This is a genomic window from Wenyingzhuangia aestuarii, assembly GCF_011927765.1.
Lineage (GTDB): Bacteria > Bacteroidota > Bacteroidia > Flavobacteriales > Flavobacteriaceae > Wenyingzhuangia > Wenyingzhuangia aestuarii.
The window spans coordinates 350,312-373,749 of the sequence record NZ_JAATJG010000001.1 but is presented as its reverse complement, the minus strand read 5'-3'; the positions used below and the strand labels follow the sequence as shown (position 1 = coordinate 373,749).

Below are 23,438 nucleotides of genomic sequence, written 5' to 3'. Positions count from 1 at the left end.
AAAACGCTATCTAAAAATTAGATAGCGTTTTGTATTATTTTATTCGAAAGTTTTAGTCTGCTAAAATGGTAACTTTATTGTCTTTCATTTCAACAGTTCCACTCTTAATCTTTAGTGTTAAGATTTTATCATCATCAATTTCTGGATTTACATCCCCTGACAATTCATCAAACTCTAAATGTTCTTGAGTATGTACGTGGATTTTTACAATACCTTTTCCTAAAACAGAAACGATCGCTGCGTGATTATCCAACATCTGAAACTCTCCTTGAACTCCAGGTACTACTACTGAATCCACTTCTGATGAAAACAATACAGCTTCTGGTGATACTATTTCTAAATACATTTTTTATCAATTAACAATTAATAATTAACAATGTTCCATACTTACAAATGGTCAATTAAAACTTTTGTTAATTGCTCATTGCAAATTGTTCATTGATTATGCTTCTGCTAACATTTTCTCTCCAGCATCAATTGCTTCTTGAATTGATCCTTTTAAGTTGAAAGCTGCTTCTGGATACTGATCTAATTCACCATTCATAATCATGTTGAATCCTTTGATTGTATCTTTAACATCTACCAATACTCCAGGAATTCCAGTAAACTGTTCTGCTACGTGGAAAGGCTGAGATAAGAAACGTTGTGCACGACGTGCTCTGTGAACTACTAATTTATCTTCTTCAGATAATTCTTCCATCCCTAAAATAGCGATGATATCTTGTAATTCTTTGTAACGTTGTAACAACTCTTTTACGTTTTGAGCACATTCATAGTGATCTTTACCTAAAATATCTGCTGTTAAAATTCTTGATGTAGAATCTAAAGGATCTACCGCTGGGTAAATACCTAATTCTGCAATTTTACGAGACAATACAGTTGTAGCATCTAAGTGAGCAAACGTTGTTGCTGGTGCAGGGTCAGTTAAATCATCCGCAGGTACATATACTGCCTGTACAGATGTAATAGATCCTGTTTTTGTAGAAGTAATACGCTCCTGCATAGCCCCCATTTCAGTTGCTAATGTTGGTTGGTATCCTACCGCTGATGGCATACGTCCTAATAAAGCAGAAACCTCAGATCCAGCTTGAGTAAAACGGAAAATATTATCAACAAAGAATAATACGTCTTTTCCTTGTCCAGCACCTTCTCCAGCACCATCACGGAAATATTCAGCAATTGTTAAACCAGATAAAGCAACACGAGCACGTGCACCAGGTGGTTCATTCATTTGTCCAAATACAAACGTTACCTTTGATTCTTTCATTTTTTCGTGATCGATCTTTTCAAGATCCCATCCACCTTCTTCCATTGAATGCTCAAAATCTTTACCATAAGCAATAATTCCAGCTTCAATCATTTCACGCATCAAGTCATTTCCTTCACGTGTTCTTTCTCCAACTCCTGCAAATACAGATAAACCTCCGTGTCCTTTTGCAATGTTGTTAATCAACTCCTGAATTAATACAGTTTTACCTACTCCGGCTCCACCAAACAATCCAATTTTACCTCCTTTTGCGTAAGGCTCAATTAAGTCAATTACTTTAATACCCGTAAATAAAACTTCTGTAGATACAGATAAGTCTTCAAATCTTGGAGCATCACGGTGAATTGGTAATCCATTAGCACCATCTTTTGGTAATGCAGGTAATCCATCAATAGGATCTCCAGATACATTAAACAAACGCCCGTAAATATTATTACCAACAGGAACTTTAATAGGGTCTCCGGTAACAATTACTTCTTGACCTCTTGACAATCCATCAGAAGAATCCATTGCGATACATCTCACAGTGCTTTCACCAATGTGTTGTTCTACCTCTAACACTAAAGTGTTACCGTTAGTACGGTTGATTACTAAAGAATCGTAAATTTTTGGAAGCTCAGTCCCAGTTTCGAAAGCAACATCAATTACTGGTCCAATAATTTGAGCGATTTTACCTGTTGTTTTAGACATTTTTATACTATTAAAAGAATTTAATTTCTAGTTTTTACTTAAATGATTTCACGTATTTAAGTGTGTGCAAAGATAATTTTTTTATCATTGCACACAACTCATTTTATAAAAAAATAGCCTTGTTTTTAATAATAATGTAAATTACTTCAATCTACTGACTATTAGTTTGAAATAATTAAAAATTATAGGTCCATGATCCGTAAAATTGAGACCCTACTGTTCCAGAACCTGGAGCAGACTCATACTCATTCTCTAGAATGTTAGCCCCTCCTATTTTAACTTTTGAATTCCAGTGAGTTATCGCATAAGTCAACTGTAAATCTACTAGGGTTCTAGCATCTATTTGAGCATCTACAAAAGTAGATTGCCAGTAAAAATCATCTTGCCAACGTACATTTAACCCAAACCCTAAACCTTTATATAAGTTATTATTTCCAAAAGACATTTTTACTTTGTGCTCTGGGGTGTTAAATCCTGTTTCAAAATCAGGGTCTTGAGACTGATCAAAGTCTTGTTTTGCATAAGCGTAATTTACTCCAAAATCAAAATCTCCAAATACTTTAGTCTCAATTCCAACATTTACTCCATAAGAAGCAACATCTGCATCTGTATTTGTATACAATGAAGCAGGTGTATATTCTCCTTCTCCAATTGCATTTAATAATAATTTAGAATTGTTTGGTACTGGACTAGTACTTTGCAACTCTGCAGTTGTAATACCTGCAGAAACATTTCCATACAAAGGTGCTACTGTAGTTACAATAGCAATAAAATCTTTGTATTGACTATAATAGGCACTAAAATCTAAAACTGTATGTTTAGACAACCTACCTCTATACCCAAATTCATAAGATTTTACTTGTTCTGGTTTTACATAATCTATATTAGACTGTTGTAACAAACCTGCATTTAATGCTGCTGCTTGTTTTTTAGCATAACTTGGCGATGTGGTTCCCCCTGAATTTACTACAATTTGAGTTGCCGTTTCTGTTACCGCTTTTCCAAAAGCCTCTACAGATGATCTTGTGTAAGAATTTGTATACCCTTGCAATCCATTAAAGTTAATGCTTGTTCCACCTGCAGCAAACTGCCCTGCTTGAGAACTTACAGAGAAACTTCTGTTATATCTTTCTGGATTGTCTTTAGCAGAACCTATTAATATGGTATTCCCTAAATACAGTCCTATATATTGATCTTGTGTTGTTGGATTTCTAAATCCTGTTTGAAACGAAGCTCTTATGTTATGATTTTTTTCTGAATCTACATTATAGGAAGCAGACAATCGTGGTGAAAAATTTCCATCAAAGTTTTGAGCTTTGTCATAACGCAAAGATCCCGTCAACTTTAATCTATCCTCTATAAACTTTCTTTGCAACTGTGTGTATATTCCAAATTCATCATACGTAATATTTTCTGTTTTGGTATCCGTAAAAATAGTCCCTTCAGAATTTAAAGCATATCTACGTGCTGAACCTCCTATTTGCACTTCTGCAAAATCAATTAATTCTTTAAAATTATAATTCAAATCTGAATGATACAATCTAGAGCTATCTACAAACTTAGCTCCTTGGGTTAAGTCGGAATTGCTAATAACATTATTAAATGCAGTTCTAAATTCTGCAGAATTTGGATTTAATCTTAACCCATCTGCTTGAACTCTAGCAATAGCGTGGGCTGCTGTTGGATTTACTCCTGGACTATTACTATTAATAGCTTGTGCATATGCTCCTGCATAAGTTCCAAACCAACTCGCATTTCCACCGTTTGTAGTACCTAAGGTATTTACTCCTGCAAAACGAATGTCATAAGAATCTCCTGCATTTTCTATAGTAGCATAACTTCTAAACATAAAATGCTTAGACTGAATTTCGATTTTATGCTGATGCATGATAAAGTTTCTTAACGCATATCTACTAGCTCCTTGATAAATAGTGTTTCCTGTTCCAAATTTGCTACTCAAAATTATTTCGGTATCATCATCTCCTTTAATAGGTTTAAAATGTGCTGAAAAAGAAGCTCTAAAACTATCTGTATCAGAATTGATTAAATCTTGTTCTGAATACCCCGTTCTAGAAACTACATCCTCTGCATTAAAATCATTTGGATCTATGGCAGCCCCCGCATCAGCAAGAGTTTGCGCAACTGCTTTTAAGTTTGTTTTGATTAAATCTCCATATACATTAATACCGTTATAATCAATTGTACTTCTATCTCCCGCAACAATCTTTCCATCTCCATCTATATTTCTAGTATCCGAAGCAAACCAATCTGTTCCTTTTAACAAAGAAGATGTAAATTTAATCGCAAATCTATCGTTAATTTTTTTTGCTACTCTTACTCCTACATCTACAAACTCATTTACTCCTGTGTTTTCTGAATTGGTTACTCCCGTTTTACCATATACACTTGTTCCTTCATGCACAAAAGGACTCTTACTTCTCATAAACATAATTCCGTTAAAGGCATTGGCTCCATACAATGCAGATGATGCCCCTGGTAATAATTCAACAGAACTTACATCTAGTTCATTCAACCCAATTAAGTTTCCTAATGGAAAATTTAATCCCGGTGAAGAATTGTCCATTCCATCTACCAACTGTACAAAACGAGTATTTCCAATAGCAGCAAACCCTCTAGTGTTTACAGACTTAAACGTTAGTCCTCCTGTATTTACATCTACCCCTTTCATGTTTTCTAGTCCATCATAAAAACTTGGAGCCGTTGTATTCTCTATAGCGGTTATCCCCATTCTTTCTACAGATACAGGAGATTCAAAAACACGTTCTGGTGTTCTAGAAGCTGATAACACAATTTCATCTAGACTAGTAATATCATCTTCTAACAAAACGGTTAGTTCTTCCTCTTTGGCTGTAATTACATAACTATGGTTTTTATAACCTATTGCTTTTACCGTAATTTCTACCGGAGGAGACTGTTTTAACTCTAATACAAATTCTCCGTTATTATTCACAACAGCTGTCTGAGAAGATCCCAAAACCGAAACTGTAGCTGTATTAATTTTAGATTTGTCTTTCTTATCTAAAACCCTTCCTTTGACCACAAATGAGTATTGTGCATAAGAGCTTAGACAAAATAGTACTGAAAAAATAAGTGTAAGTTTGATTTTCATAACGTTATAGAATAGTTGTTCATTATACAAAATACAAAAAATAAACAAATGCTAATGATTTGTTTTGTTTTTTATCTAATTCTCTAATTATTTCCTTCGTATCATCAAATCATTTAAAAATACTATTCTTATTTTTGTTATTAAATACTTAGCACTTGGAAGTCATTCACAACTATCATAATTTTCCTGAAAACATAGCTACGGTTGTTACCATTGGTACTTTTGATGGAGTACATGTAGGACACAGAAAAATTTTGGATCAACTTTTTAAAGAAGCAAAAGCAAAAGGTTTAAAATCTGTATTGCTAACTTTTTTTCCTCACCCTAGAATGGTTGTACAATCCGACAATTCTATAAAGTTGATTAACACTATTGACGAACGTATTGATATTCTATCTAAAACAGATTTAGATTATTTAGTTATTCAACCTTTTGACAGAGATTTTTCCAACCTTTCTGCCTTTGACTTTGTAAGAGATGTTTTGGTTACTCGATTAAATGTAAAAGAATTGGTTGTAGGTTACGACCATCGATTTGGAAAAAATAGAGAAGGAGATTTTGAACAATTAAAAGAATACAGTCATACTTTTGATTTTAAAATAAAAGAAATCAAAGCCCAAGACATTAACAATACTGCTGTAAGTTCTACCAAAGTTAGAAATGCTTTAAATACGGGTGAAATTGAAATTGCCAATCAGTACTTAACCACTCCTTTTTTTATCAATGGTATTGTTGTAAAAGGACAGCAACTAGGAGCTACTATTGGTTACCCTACAGCAAACATAGAAATTTCCGAAGTTTACAAACTTACTCCTAAAAACGGAGTCTATGTAATTTTAGCCACTCATAAAGAACAAAATTACTACGGTATGTTAAACATTGGTAACAGACCTACTGTTAACGGAAAAGACAAAACTATTGAGGCTCATATTTTTGATTTTGACTTTAATATATATGGAGAAGACATTAAAATAGAATTCCTTTATTACTTAAGAGAAGAAGAAAAATTTTATTCTATAGAAGCTCTTAAAGAACAATTAGCCGTAGACAAAAAAAACAGTCTAAATTACATTCAAAACCTTACCCAAAACAAAGCATCTTAATTCCTAAGATTATTTCTGTGTTTCAATGGAAAGTTTAACTTTGTTGCAAACAATTTTACAGGTATGTTACAAGTCCCTTTTATTAGAGAAAACAAAGAACGCGTATTAGTTGGATTAGCTAAACGTAACTTTAAAAATGCTGAAACTATTATTGATGATGTTTTAGCTACCGATGAGCTAAAAAGAAGCACACAAGCAAAACTTGATACTGTGCTAGCTGAATCTAATGCTTTGAACAAAGAAATTGGTTTGCTTTTCAAATCTGGAGAAGCTCAAAAAGCAAACATCTTAAAAGAAAAGTCCGGACAATTAAAAAATACATCTAAAGAATTACAGGAGGAATTTAACAATGCTGATCGTAAATTATTAGACCTATTATATAACATTCCCAACATTCCTAACGAAATCACACCCGCAGGTAGTTCTGAAGATGATAACGAAACTGTGTTTGAAGAAGGAGACATCCCTACTTTAGGTACAGATAAATTACCACACTGGGAATTGGCTAAAAAATACAATTTGATTGATTTTGAATTGGGAAATAAAATTACAGGAGCTGGTTTTCCTGTATACCGTGGAAAAGGTGCCCGTTTGCAACGTGCATTGATCAACTATTTTTTAGATAAAAACACCGCTGCAGGATACGAAGAAACACAAGTACCTCATTTGGTTAACGAGGCTTCTGGAATGGGAACAGGTCAATTACCAGACAAAGAAGGTCAAATGTACCATTCTACTATTGATGATTTGTACTTAATTCCCACAGGAGAAGTTCCTTTAACAAATATTTTTAGAGACGAACTTATCAAAGAAGAAGACTTTCCTATTTGTTTAACCGGATACACTCCATGTTTTAGACGTGAAGCGGGATCTTATGGAGCACATGTACGTGGTTTAAATAGATTGCATCAATTTGACAAAGTAGAAATTGTAAGAATAGAACACCCTGAACGTTCTGCTGCTGCTTTAGATGGAATGGTAACTCATGTTAAAGAAATTTTACGCGAGTTAGAATTACCTTACAGAGTTTTAAACCTATGTGGTGGAGATTTAGGATTCACCTCTACATTAACCTATGATTTTGAAGTATTTTCTGCAGGTCAAGACCGATGGTTAGAAATTAGTTCTGTTTCTAACTTTGAAACATTCCAAGCCAACAGATTAAAATTAAGATACAAAAATGCTGAAGGAAAAAGCACTTTAGCACATACCTTAAATGGTAGTTCACTAGCATTACCAAGAGTATTAGCCGCTATTTTAGAAAACTATCAAACTGCTGACGGTATTCAAATCCCAAAAGTTTTAGTACCTTATACTGGGTTTAACCTTATAGACTAACATTATAAAAGAATGCAAACACAACAAAAAACATACGTTTTAAACATTTTAGTAATGCTATGTATGGCTGTTTCTGTTGTGTTTGCTCCTTCTTTAAAAGCCGCTATAGACTCTATAGATATGGCCAAAAAAACTTCTTCTCAACAACTTTTAGAAGAAGAATCTCACGAAAAAGAATCTAAAATAGGTAAAGAAGTATATAATAAATACAATAACTCTACCGATTTTAATCAGGAAAACTACACCAATACTTTATTGCATGCTGTTTTCCATTCTTTATTAAAAATTATCTCACCCTATTTAAAGGTACATACTCCTCCACCCGACATTTCTTTAGCATAACCTTAAGGTTACACATTACACATATTACCAACTCTTAATTTAGAATTAAGGTGTTATATTTTTACGCGTTAAAGAAATAAAAATGAACAACATAAAGAATAATTTTAAAAAAAATCTATCTAAAGATTTTCCTGCAAGTATTGTAGTTTTTTTAGTAGCACTTCCCTTATGTTTAGGAATTGCTCTAGCATCTGGAGCTCCATTATACTCTGGTATTATTAGTGGAATTATTGGAGGTGTAGTAGTGGGATCTCTTAGTAACTCTGCACTAGGTGTTAGTGGACCTGCTGCCGGATTGGCTGTAATTGTATTAAATGCTATTACAGACTTGGGTAGCTTTGAGATATTTTTGGTAAGTGTTATTCTTGCCGGATTGCTACAGTTAATAATGGGAATTTTAAAAGCAGGTATTGTTGCTTATTATTTTCCATCTTCTGTAATTAAAGGAATGCTTGCAGGTATTGGTATTTTAATTTTTTACAAACAAATTCCCAATGCACTTGGAGCCCAAAACTTTGAAGCAATTAAAACAGGAATCACTTTTAACGTAGCTATTATTACTGCAATTTCTTTGGGTATTTTATTACTATGGCAAACTAAATTTATTCAAAAAATTAGTTTCCTAGCTATTATTCCCGGTGCATTATTAGCAGTTACAGTTGGTATTTTACTACAATTATTTGTATTTCCTATCAATACCACTTTTCTTGTTAAAATTCCCGTTGCTACCTCTCCTACAGAATTTTTGAACAATTTTACTTTTCCTAATTTTTCTAAAGGTCTATTAAATCCAGCTGTATATTCTACAGCTATTGTAATTGCCGTTGTAGCTAGTCTAGAAACTCTTCTTTGTGTAGAAGCCTCAGACAAACAAGATCCTCAAAAAAGAACCACTTCTACCAACAAAGAATTAATAGCACAAGGTGTTGGTAACATGTGTGCTGGACTTATAGGAGGTTTACCTGTTACTCAGGTTATTGTTCGTAGTTCTGCCAACCAACAAGCAGGAGGACAAAGTAAATTATCTACTATTTTTCATGGTATTTTATTATTCATTAGTATCCTTTTAATTCCAACCTTATTAAACCAAATTCCATTAGCAACTCTAGCCGCTATTCTATTAATTGTAGGTTATAAATTGGCAAATCCAGCTACATTTAAAAAAATGTACAAAGAAGGATGGGATCAATTTATTCCGTTTGTTGTTACTGTAGTAGGTATTGTTGCTACAGATTTATTGATGGGAATAGGATTAGGGATAGCCGTGGCTATTTTTATTATATTAAGAAACAACTACAAAATCCCTTATTTTTTAGAACACAGTAAAGATGGAGACATAGGAACTTATACTCTTGAATTGTCAGAAGATGTTACGTTTTTAAACAAAGCCTCTGTTTTAAAAATATTGGATAAAATTCCAGAAAAAAGTATTGTAACTATTATTGCTACTAAAACACAATTTATACATTTGGATATTGTAGAAATTATTCAAGATTTTGCGGTGAAAGCTGCTAACAAAGAAATTAAATTGACATTGGTTGATTTGGACATAAATCTACACAAGCACAACAAACCAATGCCTCATATAAAAGTATTAAAAAATGAAAGCACACACTAAAGAAACGCAAGCCACAATGACTCCAGAAAAGTCATTAGAATTTTTAAAAGAAGGTAACCAAAGGTTTCAAGACAACTTAAAAGCACATAGAAATTTACTAGAACAAGTAAACGATACTAGTGAAGGACAATTTCCTTTTGCAACCATTTTAAGTTGTATAGATTCTAGAGTATCTGCAGAGCTTGTATTTGACCAAGGATTGGGAGATATTTTTAGCATTAGAATTGCAGGTAACTTTGTAAACCAAGACATTTTAGGTTCTATGGAATTTGCCTCTAAATTAGCAGGAACAAAATTAATAGTAGTTTTAGGACACACTAGTTGTGGAGCTATAAAAGGTGCTTGTGACAATGCTAAACTAGGAAACCTTACAGCAATGCTTAACAACATTAAACCTGCCGTAAATTCTATTAAAGAGCCTAAAGAAGAAAGTTTAAGAACATCTACTAACTTAGAGTTTGTAGACAACGTTTCGAAAAAAAATGTACAACTTACCATAGACAGAATTAGAAACGAAAGTGATGTTTTGGCCGATATGGAACAAAAAGGAGAAATTATGATTGTTGGAGCCATGTACAATGTTAGCGATGGTTCTGTAACTTTTTTTAGTTAAAAACAATATTACATAACGTTTTAAAAGAGGTCTTACGACCTCTTTTTTTAGTTTATATGAACTATCTTAGTACTATTAAAATAACAGTACTAGTACCTATAAAAAACTCTAAAAATCACTACGCATGGAGGTTCAAAAAATATTTGAAAACAACAAGAAATGGGTACAACATCAATTAGCTATTGATACAAACTATTTTAAAGACATGTCTAAAGGACAAAATCCAGAAATACTTTATATTGGATGTTCTGATAGTAGAGTAACTGCCGAAGAAATGATGGGAGTTGGACCTGGTGAAGCTTTTGTGCACAGAAACATAGCTAATATGGTTCCTAACACAGATTTAAGCGCAATGTCTGTTATTGATTATTCGTTAATGCACTTAAAAGTAAATCACGTTGTGGTTTGTGGTCACTATTACTGTGGAGGTGTTAAAGCAGCTATGCAACCTAAAGACTTAGGAATTTTAAACCCTTGGTTACGTAATATTAGAGATGTATATAGAATTCACAAAGATGAATTAAACACGATTAAAGACGAAGACAAAAAATACAAACGTTTGGTGGAATTAAACGTTCAAGAGCAATGTGTAAATGTTATTAAAACTTCGGAGTTTCAACAAGCTTACAACGACAGAAAAGTAACTGTTCACGGATGGGTTTTTGATATTCACTCTGGTAAATTGATAGATTTAAAAATTGATTTTGAAAAAATTCTAGATCAAATTAGAGAAATTTATAGATTACACTAATCACAAAAAAAGCCTTCTGAATATTCAGAAGGCTTTTTTATTTGTTGTTGCGTTAGGGATTGCACCTTTGTTTGAGCTCTTTTAGATGCTGAACTTGTTTCAGGATCTAAAAAGCGAGTGGTAAAAGCCCGACCCCGTAAGTACGGGGGAACGTCCTAACCTATAATTTCTTTTACAAATCCATTTATTGTATTCACTCCATTGGCTCCTACATATTTTACAAATGCAGATCCAATAATAGCTCCGTTTACATGTTCACAAACGGTATCAAAAGTATCTTTACTAGAAATTCCAAAACCTGCAATTAAGGTGCTTTTTAGGTTGTAAGATTTAATTCTATTAAAGTAGGCTATTTGCTTTTCCGAAATACTTCCTTTTGCTCCTGTAATAGACGATGAAGCTACTACATAAATAAAAGCATCGGTCATTTCATCAATTTTACGAATACGCTCTTCTGATGTTTGTGGTGTGATTAAAAACACGTTAGACAACCCGTATTTAGCAAACATAGCCTTGTAAGTTTTTTCGTACTCAATCATAGGCATATCTGGTAAAACCAAAGTTTCTATTCCTACTGACTGACATTTTTCACAGAATTTTTCTGATCCGTAACGCACCATTTGGTTAAAATACCCCATAGCAATTAATGGAATATTTACTTGGTTTTTAATTTCTTCTAATTGCTTAAAAATAACATCTAAGTTGATTCCATTTTTTAATGCAATAGCACTACTTTCTTGAATGGTAGGTCCATCTGCCATAGGATCTGAATAAGGCAATCCTACTTCTAAAAAATCTATTCCAGCAGCTTCTAAACCTTTAATTACACTAACTGTATCATTTAACTGTGGATATCCTGATGTGAAATAAACAGAACACAATCTGTTTGGTTTCTCCTTAAATAATTGGGTTAATTTACTCATCTCCTCTAGCTTGTCTTTTACCTAATTCAGTAATATATGTTTCTAAATCTTTGTCTCCTCTACCTGATAGATTGATGACAATTACTTGATCTTTTTGCAAATCCATTTTACCTAACACCGCCAAAGCATGTGAACTTTCCAGGGCTGGAATAATTCCTTCTAATTTGGTTAATTCAAAGGCAGCATCTAATGCCTCTTGATCGGTTGCGTTTAAAAAGGTTCCTCTTTTTGTTTCAAACAAATGTGCGTGTAAAGGTCCTACTCCAGGATAATCTAATCCTGCAGAAATTGAATAAGGCTCTACAATTTGTCCGTATTCATCTTGTATTAAAATGGTTTTAGAACCATGAATAACCCCTACTTCTCCTAACTGAGATGTTGCAGCACTTTCTCCGGTATCTATTCCTAAACCAGCAGCTTCTACCGCTACTAACTGTACTTCTTTATCATCCATATAGTGATAAAAAGCTCCAGCTGCATTAGATCCTCCACCTACACATGCAATAATGGTATCTGGATTTTCTTTTCCTGTTTGTTCTTTTAACTGCCATTTGATTTCTTCTGAAATAATAGCTTGTAAACGAGCCACCATATCTGGATATGGGTGTGGTCCTACTACAGATCCTATTAAATAATAGGTTTCTTCTGGGTGTTGAATCCAATCACGAATAGCTTCGTTGGTTGCATCTTTTAAGGTTTTGCTTCCGCTTGTTGCGGCAACTACCTCAGCCCCCAACATTTGCATACGTGCTACGTTTGGAGATTGACGTTTAATATCTACCTCTCCCATAAACACAATACACTCTAGGTTCATTAACGCACAAACTGTTGCTGTAGCTACTCCGTGTTGCCCTGCTCCTGTTTCTGCAATAATTCTTTTTTTACCTAAATGCTTAGCAATTAAAATTTGCCCAATGGTATTGTTTATTTTGTGAGCACCTGTGTGGTTTAAATCTTCTCTTTTTAAATAGATATGAGCTCCATATTTGTCTGATAAGTTAGGTGCATAATACAATGGTGTAGGTCTACCTACGTATTGTTTTAACAAATACAAATACTCTTTTTGGAAAGCTTCAGAATTGATAATCTCCAAATAATTATCTTCTAATTCCTTTACATTAGGATACAATAGTTCAGGAATATAAGCTCCTCCAAACTGTCCGTAATATCCATTTTCGTCTACTTGAAATTCTGACATAATTTATATAGTACTGAGTACTGAGTATTGAGTGTTGAGTACAGTAGCTACGCTCACTTTGTACTTTGTGCTAAATACTCTGTACTAATTATTGTTTCTATTTTATTTTCTAGGTCATCGAGCTTAGTCGGAATGCAATAGTTCTCGACTCCGCTCGAACACCCTTTACATTTCTTTATTACCTTTTTATTCCTTGACTTCTTGGCTACGCTCCAAGACCTTTTATTTATATTTATTTACGAATCTGTTAAAGTCTTAAGTTGATTAAACAACTAAACGAATAACAAATCAATACTCTTTTTTACCTTCTTGGTCATCAAGCTTAGTCGTGATATAATAGTTCTCGACTCCGCTCGAACACCCTTTACACTTCTTTATTACCTTTTTATTCCTTGACTTCTTGGCTACGCTCCAAGACCTTTTATTTCATTAAAAAATTGCTGTAACAAGGCCACATCTTTTACAGCAGGTTCAGTTTCAAATTTGCTATTGATGTCCAAAGCATAAATAGGCAATTCTGTTTTTAAAATTTCTTTTACTTTTTCTATTTCATCAACTCCTATACCTCCACTTAAAATAAAAGGTTTGGTTGATGGGTATTGTTTTAGCACCGACCAATCAAACGTATAACCATTCCCTCCTTTGTCTTTTCCTTTGGTATCAAACAGGAAGTAATTTACAAAAGGTTCGTAATTTTTTAGTACAGAAAAATCAAACTCGTCTTTAATTGAAAAGACTTTAAATAACTCAATATCTAAATCGTGACTGATTAGTTCTTGACAATAGGCTACCGATTCTGATCCGTGTAATTGTACCGCTTTAAAACCGTATTGTTTTACTTTTTCTAATACAAAATCTATAGGGGCATTTACAAACACTCCTGTTTTTTTGATGTGTTCATCCATTTTAGGAATAGCACCTTCAAAATTACGTGGCGATTTTGGATAGAATATAAACCCCATATAATCTGGCTGTAAACCCGCTACTGCTTTTATATTCTCCTCGTGCTTCATTCCACAAACTTTGATTTTCATATTTTTAAAGTACTGAGTACTGAGTATTAAGTATTGAGTACCGTAGCTACGCTATCTTTGTACTCTTTACTATTTACTTTGTACTATATTTTACATTTGTCCAATAAACTCTTTACAAGCCTGACCTGGATTGTCTGTTTTCATAAAATTCTCTCCAATTAAGAATCCTTGAAAACCATATTGTTTTAATCCCATAATAATTTTAGGATCGCTAATTCCACTCTCTGAAACCTTTACACAATTGTCTGGAATTTTAGAAGCTAACTCAATAGAATGTTCTAAATCTACCTTAAATGTGTTTAAGTTTCTGTTGTTAATTCCGATAATTTTATCGTTTGCATCAATTTTATCTAACTCCTCTTGGGTATGAACTTCGTACAACACATCCATTCCTAAATCTGTTGCTAATTGACCGTATTGCTTTAACTCTTCTTTAGTTAAACAAGCCGCAATTAATAAAATAACATCGGCACCAATAGCTTTGGCTTCTACAATTTGAAAACCATCTACAATAAAATCTTTTCTAAGAATTGGCTTGGTTTCATTTATGCTTCTAGCTTTCATTAAATCTACCATGGTACCTCCAAAAAAGTGGGTATCTGTTAAAATAGATTGTGCGGCTACATTGGCATCTAAATAACCGTTGGTTACCTCTAAAATATCTGCCTTATCGTTTATAATTCCTTTAGAAGGAGATTGTCTTTTAAATTCTGCAATAATTCCTGTAGACCCAACCTCTAATAATGATCTTTTTAAAGAAAGTGGTGTTCTTTTAAAATTAGGACTTTCTACTAGTTTTTTAACCTGTACTTCTGCCTTTATTTTTGCAACTTCTTTCTTTTTGTAGGCTACAATTTTCTCTAATATTGTCATCTTATAATTAATTACAAATTTTAACTAATTCGTATTGTTCTCAACTCTGCTTTGTTCTCGACTCCGCTCGAACACCTTTTTATAACTCTAATAAAGTTTTTAAACTTTGCTTAGCTTTTCCTCCCATTAAACTATCTTGTGCTTGCGCAAACGCTTCTTTAAAAGATTTGCTAGGATCAAAAGTTCTTAAAGCAAATGCTGCGTTTGTTAAGACTACATTATTCTGTGCTTCGGTTCCTTTTCCATCTAAAATATTGATAAAAATTTCAGCGGCTTCGGGCACTGTATTCCCTCCATAAATATCAGATTGTTGAATCTGATTTAAATGAAAGTCGCTAGGTCTTAATATTTGTTCGTTGTCTTTGGTGTAAATTTTAAACGGCCCTGTTAAAGAAATTTCATCATAACCATCTAAAGCATGTACTACTGCAAAATTATCAGAAGTCTGACTTAAAATATTTTTATACAACCTACCTACTTGTAAGTTAAACACTCCTACTAACTGATTTTGTGGCATACTTGGATTTACCAAAGGCCCCAACATGTTAAAGAATGTTTTTACTGCCATTTCTTTTCTTACAGGTCCAACAGCTGCCATTGCAGGATGGAATAAAGGGGCATGTAAAAAGCAAATATTCGCTTTGTCTAACTGATTTTTTAAAGCACTTTCCTCTTTGCTAAATTGGTATCCTAAATGCTCTAACATGTTAGAAGAACCCGATGCAGAAGACACTCCATAGTTACCGTGTTTAGCTACTTTATGACCTGTACCTGCAACAATAAACGAAGTTAATGTAGAAATATTAAAAGTGTTTTTTCCGTCTCCTCCCGTTCCACACAAATCGATGGTATTGAATTCTGACAAATCTATTTTTAAGGCTAACTCTAACAAAGCCTCTCTAAAACCTGCCAATTCATTAACAGTGATAGGTCTCATTAAAAACACTGTTACAAAAGAGGCTATTTGTGAATTGTTAAATTCACGGTTAGCAATTCTAATTAAAATTTCTTTTGCTTCTTGCTGATTTAGCTTTTCGTACTCAAATAATCTTGCTAATATTTTCTTCATCTTAATTTCTTTGACCTTTAACTATCTATGATAAGTTCTTTTTTGCATTTTCTATAAACTCACGAACCATAATTTCACCATCTGGTGTTAAAATAGATTCTGGATGAAATTGCACAGCACTAATATTAAAATCTTTGTGTTCAATAGCCATTACACCTCCATCTTCATCTACACAAGTTACTTTTAATACTTTAGGCATGGTAGCAGGATCTGCAATCCAAGAATGATATCTGGCTGCTGTAAAAAATTGTGGTAATTGTTTAAAAATTAAAGCATTTTCATCTACCACTTTCATTTCTGTAGCTACTCCATGGAATACATTGTCCATGTTGATAATCTTCCCTCCAAAAACTTCGGTAATTGCTTGCAACCCTAAACACACTCCAAAAATTGGTTTTTTACCTGCATATTCAGCAATTACTTCTTTTAAAATCCCTGCTTCATCTGGCACCCCTGGTCCTGGAGACAACATAATTAAATCATATTCCCCAACAACCTCTAAAGGAATTTCATCATTTCTAAAAACATCTGGAGTTTCTCCCGTAATTTCTTCTACCATATGCACTAGGTTGTAAGTAAAAGAATCGTAGTTATCTAATATTAATATTTTCATACTTTATAGTATCAGGTATCTAGTATCGGGTATCTAGTATTTGACTTTTAGTTGTTACACTATTTATCTTGATACTTGCTACCTGTTACCAGATACTAAATTTATATTTTCTCAGCTAACACTAAAGCTTTCTTTAATGCTGCTAACTTATTATTTACTTCTTGTAATTCTCCTTCTTCGGTAGAATCCATTACAATTCCGGCTCCTGCTTGGTAATACAAGGTGTTGTTTTTACTTACAAAAGAACGAATAGCAATGGCTAGATTTACTTCTCCAGACAAACCAATTACACCAACAGCTCCACCGTAAAAACCTCTACTTTGAGATTCGTATGTATCTATTAACTGCATGGCTTTGTATTTTGGAGCTCCACTCAAAGTTCCTGCAGGAAAGGTATCTCCCACAATTTTTAAAGGATCTCCTTTTATTTTTCCTACTACGGTAGATACTAAGTGAATTACATGGCTAAAGTATTGCACTTCTTTAAACACTTCTACTGTAACATTATCGGCATGTTTACTCATATCGTTACGAGCTAAATCTACCAACATTACGTGTTCTGCCGTTTCTTTTTTATCGTTTGATAATTTTTCTCCTAACAAATGATCTTCTTTTGCATTTCCAGTTCTTCTGAACGTTCCTGCAATAGGGTTGATGGTTGCAATTCCTTTTTTAACTTTAATTTGTGCTTCTGGTGATGATCCCATCAAACGGAAACTACCATAATCAAAATAAAACAAATAAGGTGATGGATTGATAGAACGCAAGGCTCTATATAAGTTAAAATCGTCTCCTTTGTATTTTTGTTGAAACTGTCTAGAAAGTACAATTTGGAATACATCTCCGCGTTTACAATGTGCTTTTCCTTTTCTTACATATTCTTTAAATTCTTCATCGGTACAGCTTGATGTTTCTGTTGTTTCATCGTATGAAAAATCTTGTGTTTGATAGGTTGGATTGTTTACAATAGTGATGATTTCATCAATATTAGACTCCTCTCCTTCTGGCACATTTTCTATAATGATCATTTCATCATTAAAGTGATTGATCGCAATTACATATCTAAAAAAACTATAGTGTAAAAACGGAATGGCAGACTCTGCTTGTTTTGCTTGTAGTTTGATGTTCTCAAAATACTGAACGGCATCATAGGTTGTATATCCATACAAACCGTTAAACGCTTTGTATTCTGCAGGAGAATCTGTCTGAATTAAATCCGAATAGTACTGAAATACTTCGTGAAAATTTCTTTGCAAGGGAGCTGTACTCAACACTTCGTCTCTATAACTTAAACTTAACGAATGATTTTCTGCTTTTATATGAACTAAAGGATCTATTCCTATAAAGGTATAACTGTCTTCTTTTGAATGATAATCAGATCCTTCCAACAAAACGGTGTTGGCAAAACGATCTCTAAATCTTAAATATAATCCAACAGGTGTCACCGTATCGGCCATCTGCTCTTTAATAACTGTCTTAAATTGTAATTTGTTCATAAACTTTTGCTTATACACTATAAAAAAAGGCTTATCGTGAGATAAGCCTTTATATATTTATTTGATTAAAATACACAATGATACTCACGCTTAATTAATTAAGAGTGTGCCACCACCAAGTATTTTTTGCATCTAATTTCATTGACACAAATTTAGCATAGATTTTTGAATTTGCAAATTATTTATATTGTATTTACAAACTCCTTTTAAATTCTATAATTAAGCCGTAAATAGTTTTTTTTATGTTCTATGCATTTTTGTATTTTCACAAAAAAATTAAACTATAGAAAAATGGATTGGTATTTAAAAGTATTAAAACAGTACGCAGATTTTAACGGTAGAGCAAGAAGAAAAGAATATTGGATGTTCTTTTTATTCAACATAATTATTAGCTGGGTGCTACAGGGAATCGCTATCACTTCTGGATTTAGTTTAATAGGCTACATTGCTAGTATATATAGTCTAGCTGTATTACTACCAGGTATAGGTGTTAGTATTAGAAGATTACATGACGTTAACAAAAGTGGATGGTTTATGTTTATAGCCTTAATTCCTTTAGTTGGGATGATATGGCTTATTGTAGTTCTTGCTACAGAAGGAGATAAGGGACCTAACCAATACGGACCTGATCCTAAAAATCCTACAGACGAATTGAATGAAATTGGTATTGCTTAAGCAATTACTAATTTTACAAAACATAAAAACCCTCTTTAGAAGTTTCTAAAGAGGGTTTTTTTTACATATTCTGCGTGTAATAATTATAATCTTTAATAACCACTTCTATAAACTGTGTGCTCGTTTGGTTTTCTAGGGGTTGTTGATTGATAACCCCTATAATTTTTTCTTTTAGTTTTAACAACAAAGCATGATCTCTTTTAGCTTTGGCTCTAAGAAAATGTTCTTTGATAATTCTAACATCGTTGTCTGACAATTTAACTACCGATGTATAAGTTGGCTGGTAATTAGAAACTAAATTTTCTTCTAAAATGGTGTGGCTAATATTTATTTTATTTCGCAAGCTAACCACTGCCGTTCCAGATGCAATTCCTCCTAATCTTTGAGATTTTTTAGTACTCCCAATAAACACCAAAGCAATGGCACCAGAAAACATATTTACATCTACAATACGCATCACCCATCTTATAAAAAAATCGATAAACCCTGTTTGGTAACCATCAATTTTAAGCACCTTAAGCTTCATTAGCTTTTTCCCAATTGTTTGTCCGTTTAGCATAGTTTCTAATGCTAACGTGTAAAAAATAACAGGAATTAAAAACACTATAATCACAGCAATTACCGACCATTGATCGTTGGTTTTTAAATACTTTCCTAAATTTAAAAGTCCAAAAAACAAATAAGCAAAAACAGCTATGTAAGCTGATTTGACTAATACATCTATAAACCAAGCTGCAATCCTATGATTTAACTCCGCAGTCTTAAAATCTAAGTTTACATTTTGGGTCGTGGTAATTTGTATTTCTGCCATTAAAGCTAGTAATTTGATACTCTATGAGAGAGATTGCATTTATTAAACAAAATAAAGAAAAATGGTTGCGTTTTGAAAGCGCAATCAAAGAAAAAAACATAGCGCATCCAGAAGAGTTATCTAAACTTTATCTACACTTAATTAACGACTTAGCTTTTGCTCAAACATACTACAAAAAAAGCAAGTTGGTGGTGTATTTAAATCATTTAACCATTTTAGCTTTTCAAAAAATATACAAATCTAAAAAAGAAGACAAAAACAGACTTTTACAGTTTTTCTTAATTGATGTGCCTTTGTTACTCTATACCTATAAAAAATACATTTATTATTCCTTCATCATTTTTGGTTTGTCTGTAGGTATTGGTCTTCTTTCTGCTATTTATGATGATAGTTTTGTACGATTGATTCTTTCTGACGGTTATGTAAATGAAACTTTAGAGAATATTAAAAACGGAAATCCCACCGCTATTTACAAATCGGGATCTAATTGGGGAAGCTTTATTGGAATTACTTTTAATAACCTGTATGTAGGTTTAAAGGCCTTTGCTTTTGGAATTACCGGAGGAATAGGAACGGCTTATGTACTGCTGCAAAACGGAATTATGTTAGGAGCTTTTCAATACTTTTTTGCAGAACAAGGTGTGTTGCTCCAAAGCATTAAGGGAATTTGGATTCATGGTGCCATGGAAATTTTTGCCATTGTGATAGAAGGAGCCGTAGGATTGCTTTTAGGAGCCAGTATTTTGTTTCCTAAATCTTTAAAAAGAATAGACTCTTTTAAAGAAGGAATGCAAAATGGAATTAAAATCATCATCAGCACCTTTCCTTTTACCATTGCTGCTGGTTTTTTAGAAGGATTTGTATCTAGGTACGGAAATAGCATGCCTACTATTTTGGCCTTTGCTATTATTATAGGAACCTTAAGTCTTATTTCTTACTATTTCTTAATCTATCCACACAAAATAGCTAAAAAAGTAACTTTAGATTCCTCTATGCTATGAGATTCATCAACAAACCCATCAACCTAATTTTGTTAATGTTTGTTAGCGTAGTAAAAGCTACAAACGATAGCATTGTAAAGGTTTCTAGAAAAATTCCAGAAAACTACAAAGAAGCGTATACTTCATCAGATTATAATTATCAAGAACAAGAACCTTCTTTTTGGCTTGAATTTAAAATATGGTTGGCACAACTTATCTACAATCTTTATAAAAAATTAGGTTTAGGAGGTACAAGTATTTATTACACTAAACTTGTTTTTTATACCTTAATTATTATAGGTGCCATTTATATAATTGCACGCATGATTTTTTACAAAGAAGGTACTTGGCTTTTTAGAAAAAAACAGAACAACAACTTAACCTATCAAAACGAAGTGGAAGAAATTGAATCTGCCAATTTTGATATTCTTGTAAAAGAAGCACTAACACAAACCAATTACAGATTGGCTGTTAAGTATTATTATTTATGGGTGTTGCAAAAATTATCGGAAAAAGAAATTATTGAATTAAGCAATCTTAAAACCAATGCCGATTATCAACTAGAAACAGAAGACACTTCTTATGATACTCATTTTAAAAGTGTTTCTTATTACTACAATTATATTTGGTATGGTGAGTTTGTAATCGACCAAGAAGCTTATCAAAAAATTGAAATTAGCTACCAACAATTACTAAAAGACCTTGCCTAATGAAAAAGAAAGGATTTATTATTCTAGGAATTGTGATTGTATTATTGGTCATTCTTATAGACAGTCTTAGTCCCAAAGAAATCATTTGGGATAAAACCTATAACGAGCAAAACAAAAACCCTTTTGATTTAAAAGTATTTTACGATCAATTAAACAAAGTATTTACTTCTGAAAAAATAGTTACGCTTAAAAACACGTTTTACGAATATCAAGAAGAAAACCCATCTGTAAAAAAAGAACAAAACAACTTATACCTTAATATTGATGATGTTTTTATACCCGATAAAGTCTCTAGAAACAAACTTTTAGAATTTATTGGAAACGGAAATACTGCCTTTATTAGTGCCAATACTTTTGCTGATGAATTGTTAGATAGTCTACATCTTTTAAAAAGCTTTAAAAGCAAAGAGTTAAACAACGTAGATTCTTTATATATCAACCTACATCACTCTAAGCATTTTTTAAAAATTGAAAAGAAACTCAAATTTTATCAAGGACATTTTAAAGACAGTACACATCTTACATCTCTAGGAACAATTAGCTACACCCCTAAAAATGAACCTATTAAAATTCTCACTAATTTTATTGAAGTTCCCTATAAAAAAGGACGATTCTATTTACATACACAACCCGAGATTTTTAGCAATTATTATTTGCTAGCAATTCCAAACACACAGTATATAGATCAGCTATTATCTTCTTTTCCAAGTACTATTACTGCTAACAAAACAACTTTTAACACCCTGTATTTTGAGAGTAATTACAAAGGAAATCCAGATTTGGCAAACAGCCCTTTACGATTTATTAAAAAACAGAAAGAGCTTTATTTTGCTTGGGTGTTAATACTCGTAGGAATTGGCTTGTTTTTATTAATCAACGCTAAAAGGAAACAGAGAATTATTCCTATCATTCCCAAAACCAGAAACACCAGTTTAGACTTTGTAGAAACCATTTCTGTTTTATATGAAGAGGCTGATGATTTTCAACCCATGATTCATCATAAGATAAATATTTTTTATAAAAACATTCGTCAAAAATACAATCTGATTACCGACAACACCAACGAGAAACTGGCCAAACAACTAAGTTTAAAATCGGGTTACGATGCACAAAAAACCAAAGAATTAATCCGTTTTATTAACGTACTAAAACATAGAGACAGCTCCTCTATTGCTCTCTTAAAAAAATTAAATAAAGAAATAGAAGACTTTAACAAAAAAACAAACGCATGGAAGAATTAGAATTTAGCAACCGAATAGATTTAACCGAACTACACCAAGGAATTAACACCATAAAGCAAGAAATTTCTAAAGTTATTGTGGGACAAAAACACATGGTTAATTTGTTATTAACCGCTTTGTTGTGCGAAGGACATGTATTAATAGAAGGTGTGCCTGGAGTTGCCAAAACAGTAACAGCAAAACTGTTGGCCAAAACATTGGCTATAGACTATCAAAGAATTCAGTTTACTCCAGATTTAATGCCCTCGGATGTGTTAGGAACTTCTATTTTTGATTTGAAAAAATCGGAATTTGAATTTAAAAAAGGACCTATTTTTTCTAACCTTATTTTAATTGATGAAATTAACAGAGCTCCCGCAAAAACACAAGCCGCTTTGTTTGAGGTAATGGAAGAACAACAAGTAACTATTGATGGAACTAAGTACAATTTAGCTTCTCCTTATTTTGTAGTTGCTACGCAAAACCCCGTAGACCAAGAAGGAACTTACCGATTGCCCGAAGCTCAATTAGATCGTTTTTTGTTTAAAATTACCGTAGATTATCCAAATTTAACTGATGAAATAGAAATCATCAACAGAGAGCACCAGGCAACACAACCAAAATTAGATTTTGTTTCGGAAAGCATTAGCAAAGAACAAATACTAGCTTATCAGCAACTTGCAAAACAAGTTATTGTAGAACCAAACCTAATTAAATACATTGCAGATATTGTGGTGAGTACCCGTAGCAATTCCTTTTTGTATTTAGGAGCCTCACCAAGAGCCTCTATTGCCTTGTTAAAAGCTTCCAAAGCTTTTGCTGCCATTAACGGAAGAGATTTTGTAACTCCAGAAGATATTAAGCAAATTGCCGTTCCTGTATTACAACACCGAGTGATTGTAACTCCGGAAAGAGAAATGGAAGGAATTACGGCTGCTCAAATTATTAACGATAGTATTCAATCTACCGAAATACCAAGTTAAT

General features: G+C 32.9%; 22 protein-coding genes. 11 read left to right on the top strand and 11 right to left on the bottom strand.

Going from position 1 to position 23,438, the window contains the following annotated elements:
• Positions 1–52: 52 nt before the first annotated feature.
• The 3 genes from GGR97_RS01635 to GGR97_RS01625 form a co-directional block, all read right to left on the bottom strand.
• Positions 53–346: a F0F1 ATP synthase subunit epsilon gene (locus GGR97_RS01635; protein ID WP_167896672.1), complete on the bottom strand. Its 294-nt coding sequence runs from the start codon at positions 344–346 to the stop codon at positions 53–55.
• A gap of 96 nt (positions 347–442) precedes the next feature.
• Positions 443–1,957, bottom strand: coding sequence for a F0F1 ATP synthase subunit beta (gene atpD, locus GGR97_RS01630; protein WP_167896671.1), 1,515 nt, complete (start codon positions 1,955–1,957; stop codon positions 443–445).
• Between the two features lie 175 nt (positions 1,958–2,132).
• The gene (locus tag GGR97_RS01625) at positions 2,133–5,087 is read right to left on the bottom strand and encodes a TonB-dependent receptor (protein ID WP_167896670.1); all 2,955 of its coding nucleotides are present in this window, start codon (positions 5,085–5,087) and stop codon (positions 2,133–2,135) included.
• Between the two features lie 155 nt (positions 5,088–5,242).
• Between GGR97_RS01625 and GGR97_RS01620 the strand changes: the two genes are divergently transcribed.
• From GGR97_RS01620 to GGR97_RS01595, 6 genes are all read left to right on the top strand, one after another.
• Positions 5,243–6,190 carry a bifunctional riboflavin kinase/FAD synthetase gene (locus GGR97_RS01620; RefSeq protein WP_167896669.1) on the top strand — a complete coding sequence of 316 codons (948 nt, stop codon included), beginning with the start codon at positions 5,243–5,245 and terminating at the stop codon, positions 6,188–6,190.
• 63 nt (positions 6,191–6,253) lie between these two features.
• On the top strand, positions 6,254–7,528 hold the full coding sequence (gene serS, locus GGR97_RS01615) for a serine--tRNA ligase (protein WP_167896668.1): 1,275 nt from the start codon (positions 6,254–6,256) through the stop codon (positions 7,526–7,528).
• A gap of 12 nt (positions 7,529–7,540) precedes the next feature.
• Positions 7,541–7,870: a hypothetical protein gene (locus GGR97_RS01610; protein WP_167896667.1), complete on the top strand. Its 330-nt coding sequence runs from the start codon at positions 7,541–7,543 to the stop codon at positions 7,868–7,870.
• An 82-nt stretch (positions 7,871–7,952) separates the two neighbouring features.
• The gene (locus GGR97_RS01605) at positions 7,953–9,488 is read left to right on the top strand and encodes a SulP family inorganic anion transporter (RefSeq protein WP_167896666.1); all 1,536 of its coding nucleotides are present in this window, start codon (positions 7,953–7,955) and stop codon (positions 9,486–9,488) included.
• On the top strand, positions 9,472–10,101 hold the full coding sequence (locus tag GGR97_RS01600) for a carbonic anhydrase family protein (RefSeq protein WP_167896665.1): 630 nt from the start codon (positions 9,472–9,474) through the stop codon (positions 10,099–10,101). Before GGR97_RS01605 ends, GGR97_RS01600 begins: the two co-directional genes overlap by 17 nt.
• A gap of 124 nt (positions 10,102–10,225) precedes the next feature.
• The gene (locus GGR97_RS01595; RefSeq protein ID WP_167896664.1) at positions 10,226–10,852 is read left to right on the top strand and encodes a carbonic anhydrase; all 627 of its coding nucleotides are present in this window, start codon (positions 10,226–10,228) and stop codon (positions 10,850–10,852) included.
• 155 nt (positions 10,853–11,007) lie between these two features.
• Here GGR97_RS01595 and trpA read toward each other — a convergent pair whose 3' ends face one another.
• From trpA to GGR97_RS01560, 7 genes are all read right to left on the bottom strand, one after another.
• The gene (trpA, locus tag GGR97_RS01590) at positions 11,008–11,775 is read right to left on the bottom strand and encodes a tryptophan synthase subunit alpha (RefSeq protein ID WP_167896663.1); all 768 of its coding nucleotides are present in this window, start codon (positions 11,773–11,775) and stop codon (positions 11,008–11,010) included.
• Entirely contained in the window at positions 11,768–12,973 is a 1,206-nt protein-coding gene (gene trpB / locus GGR97_RS01585) for a tryptophan synthase subunit beta (RefSeq protein ID WP_209272299.1), read from the bottom strand. The genes trpA and trpB overlap by 8 nt, the downstream gene beginning before the upstream one ends.
• Positions 12,974–13,377: 404 nt before the next feature.
• A complete protein-coding gene (locus GGR97_RS01580) occupies positions 13,378–14,007 on the bottom strand; it encodes a phosphoribosylanthranilate isomerase (protein WP_245229428.1) in 630 nt (209 codons plus the stop codon).
• Positions 14,008–14,097: 90 nt separating this feature from the next.
• Positions 14,098–14,880, bottom strand: coding sequence for an indole-3-glycerol phosphate synthase TrpC (trpC, locus tag GGR97_RS01575; RefSeq protein ID WP_167896662.1), 783 nt, complete (start codon positions 14,878–14,880; stop codon positions 14,098–14,100).
• Positions 14,881–14,959: 79 nt separating this feature from the next.
• Positions 14,960–15,949, bottom strand: a complete 990-nt coding sequence (gene trpD, locus GGR97_RS01570) for an anthranilate phosphoribosyltransferase (protein ID WP_167896661.1) — start codon at positions 15,947–15,949, stop codon at positions 14,960–14,962.
• 25 nt (positions 15,950–15,974) lie between these two features.
• Entirely contained in the window at positions 15,975–16,562 is a 588-nt protein-coding gene (locus GGR97_RS01565; protein ID WP_167896660.1) for an anthranilate synthase component II, read from the bottom strand.
• Positions 16,563–16,663: 101 nt separating this feature from the next.
• Positions 16,664–18,058, bottom strand: a complete 1,395-nt coding sequence (locus tag GGR97_RS01560; protein ID WP_167896659.1) for an anthranilate synthase component I family protein — start codon at positions 18,056–18,058, stop codon at positions 16,664–16,666.
• Between the two features lie 291 nt (positions 18,059–18,349).
• Here GGR97_RS01560 and GGR97_RS01555 point away from each other — a divergent pair, with 291 nt between their 5' ends.
• Positions 18,350–18,733 (top strand): DUF805 domain-containing protein, encoded by a 384-nt coding sequence (locus GGR97_RS01555; RefSeq protein WP_167896658.1) that lies wholly within the window; start codon positions 18,350–18,352, stop codon positions 18,731–18,733.
• A gap of 61 nt (positions 18,734–18,794) precedes the next feature.
• Here GGR97_RS01555 and GGR97_RS01550 read toward each other — a convergent pair whose 3' ends face one another.
• Entirely contained in the window at positions 18,795–19,544 is a 750-nt protein-coding gene (locus GGR97_RS01550) for an RDD family protein (RefSeq protein ID WP_167896657.1), read from the bottom strand.
• 23 nt (positions 19,545–19,567) lie between these two features.
• Here GGR97_RS01550 and GGR97_RS01545 point away from each other — a divergent pair, with 23 nt between their 5' ends.
• The 4 genes from GGR97_RS01545 to GGR97_RS01530 are packed head-to-tail and all read left to right on the top strand — an operon-like array spanning position 19,568 to position 23,437.
• Positions 19,568–20,545 carry a stage II sporulation protein M gene (locus GGR97_RS01545; protein ID WP_167896656.1) on the top strand — a complete coding sequence of 326 codons (978 nt, stop codon included), beginning with the start codon at positions 19,568–19,570 and terminating at the stop codon, positions 20,543–20,545.
• The gene (locus tag GGR97_RS01540) at positions 20,542–21,234 is read left to right on the top strand and encodes a hypothetical protein (protein ID WP_167896655.1); all 693 of its coding nucleotides are present in this window, start codon (positions 20,542–20,544) and stop codon (positions 21,232–21,234) included. The genes GGR97_RS01545 and GGR97_RS01540 overlap by 4 nt, the downstream gene beginning before the upstream one ends.
• Positions 21,234–22,475, top strand: a complete 1,242-nt coding sequence (locus GGR97_RS01535) for a DUF4350 domain-containing protein (protein WP_167896654.1) — start codon at positions 21,234–21,236, stop codon at positions 22,473–22,475. The genes GGR97_RS01540 and GGR97_RS01535 overlap by 1 nt, the downstream gene beginning before the upstream one ends.
• Positions 22,463–23,437, top strand: coding sequence for an AAA family ATPase (locus tag GGR97_RS01530; protein WP_167896653.1), 975 nt, complete (start codon positions 22,463–22,465; stop codon positions 23,435–23,437). The genes GGR97_RS01535 and GGR97_RS01530 overlap by 13 nt, the downstream gene beginning before the upstream one ends.
• The last annotated feature ends 1 nt before the right edge of the window (position 23,438 follow it).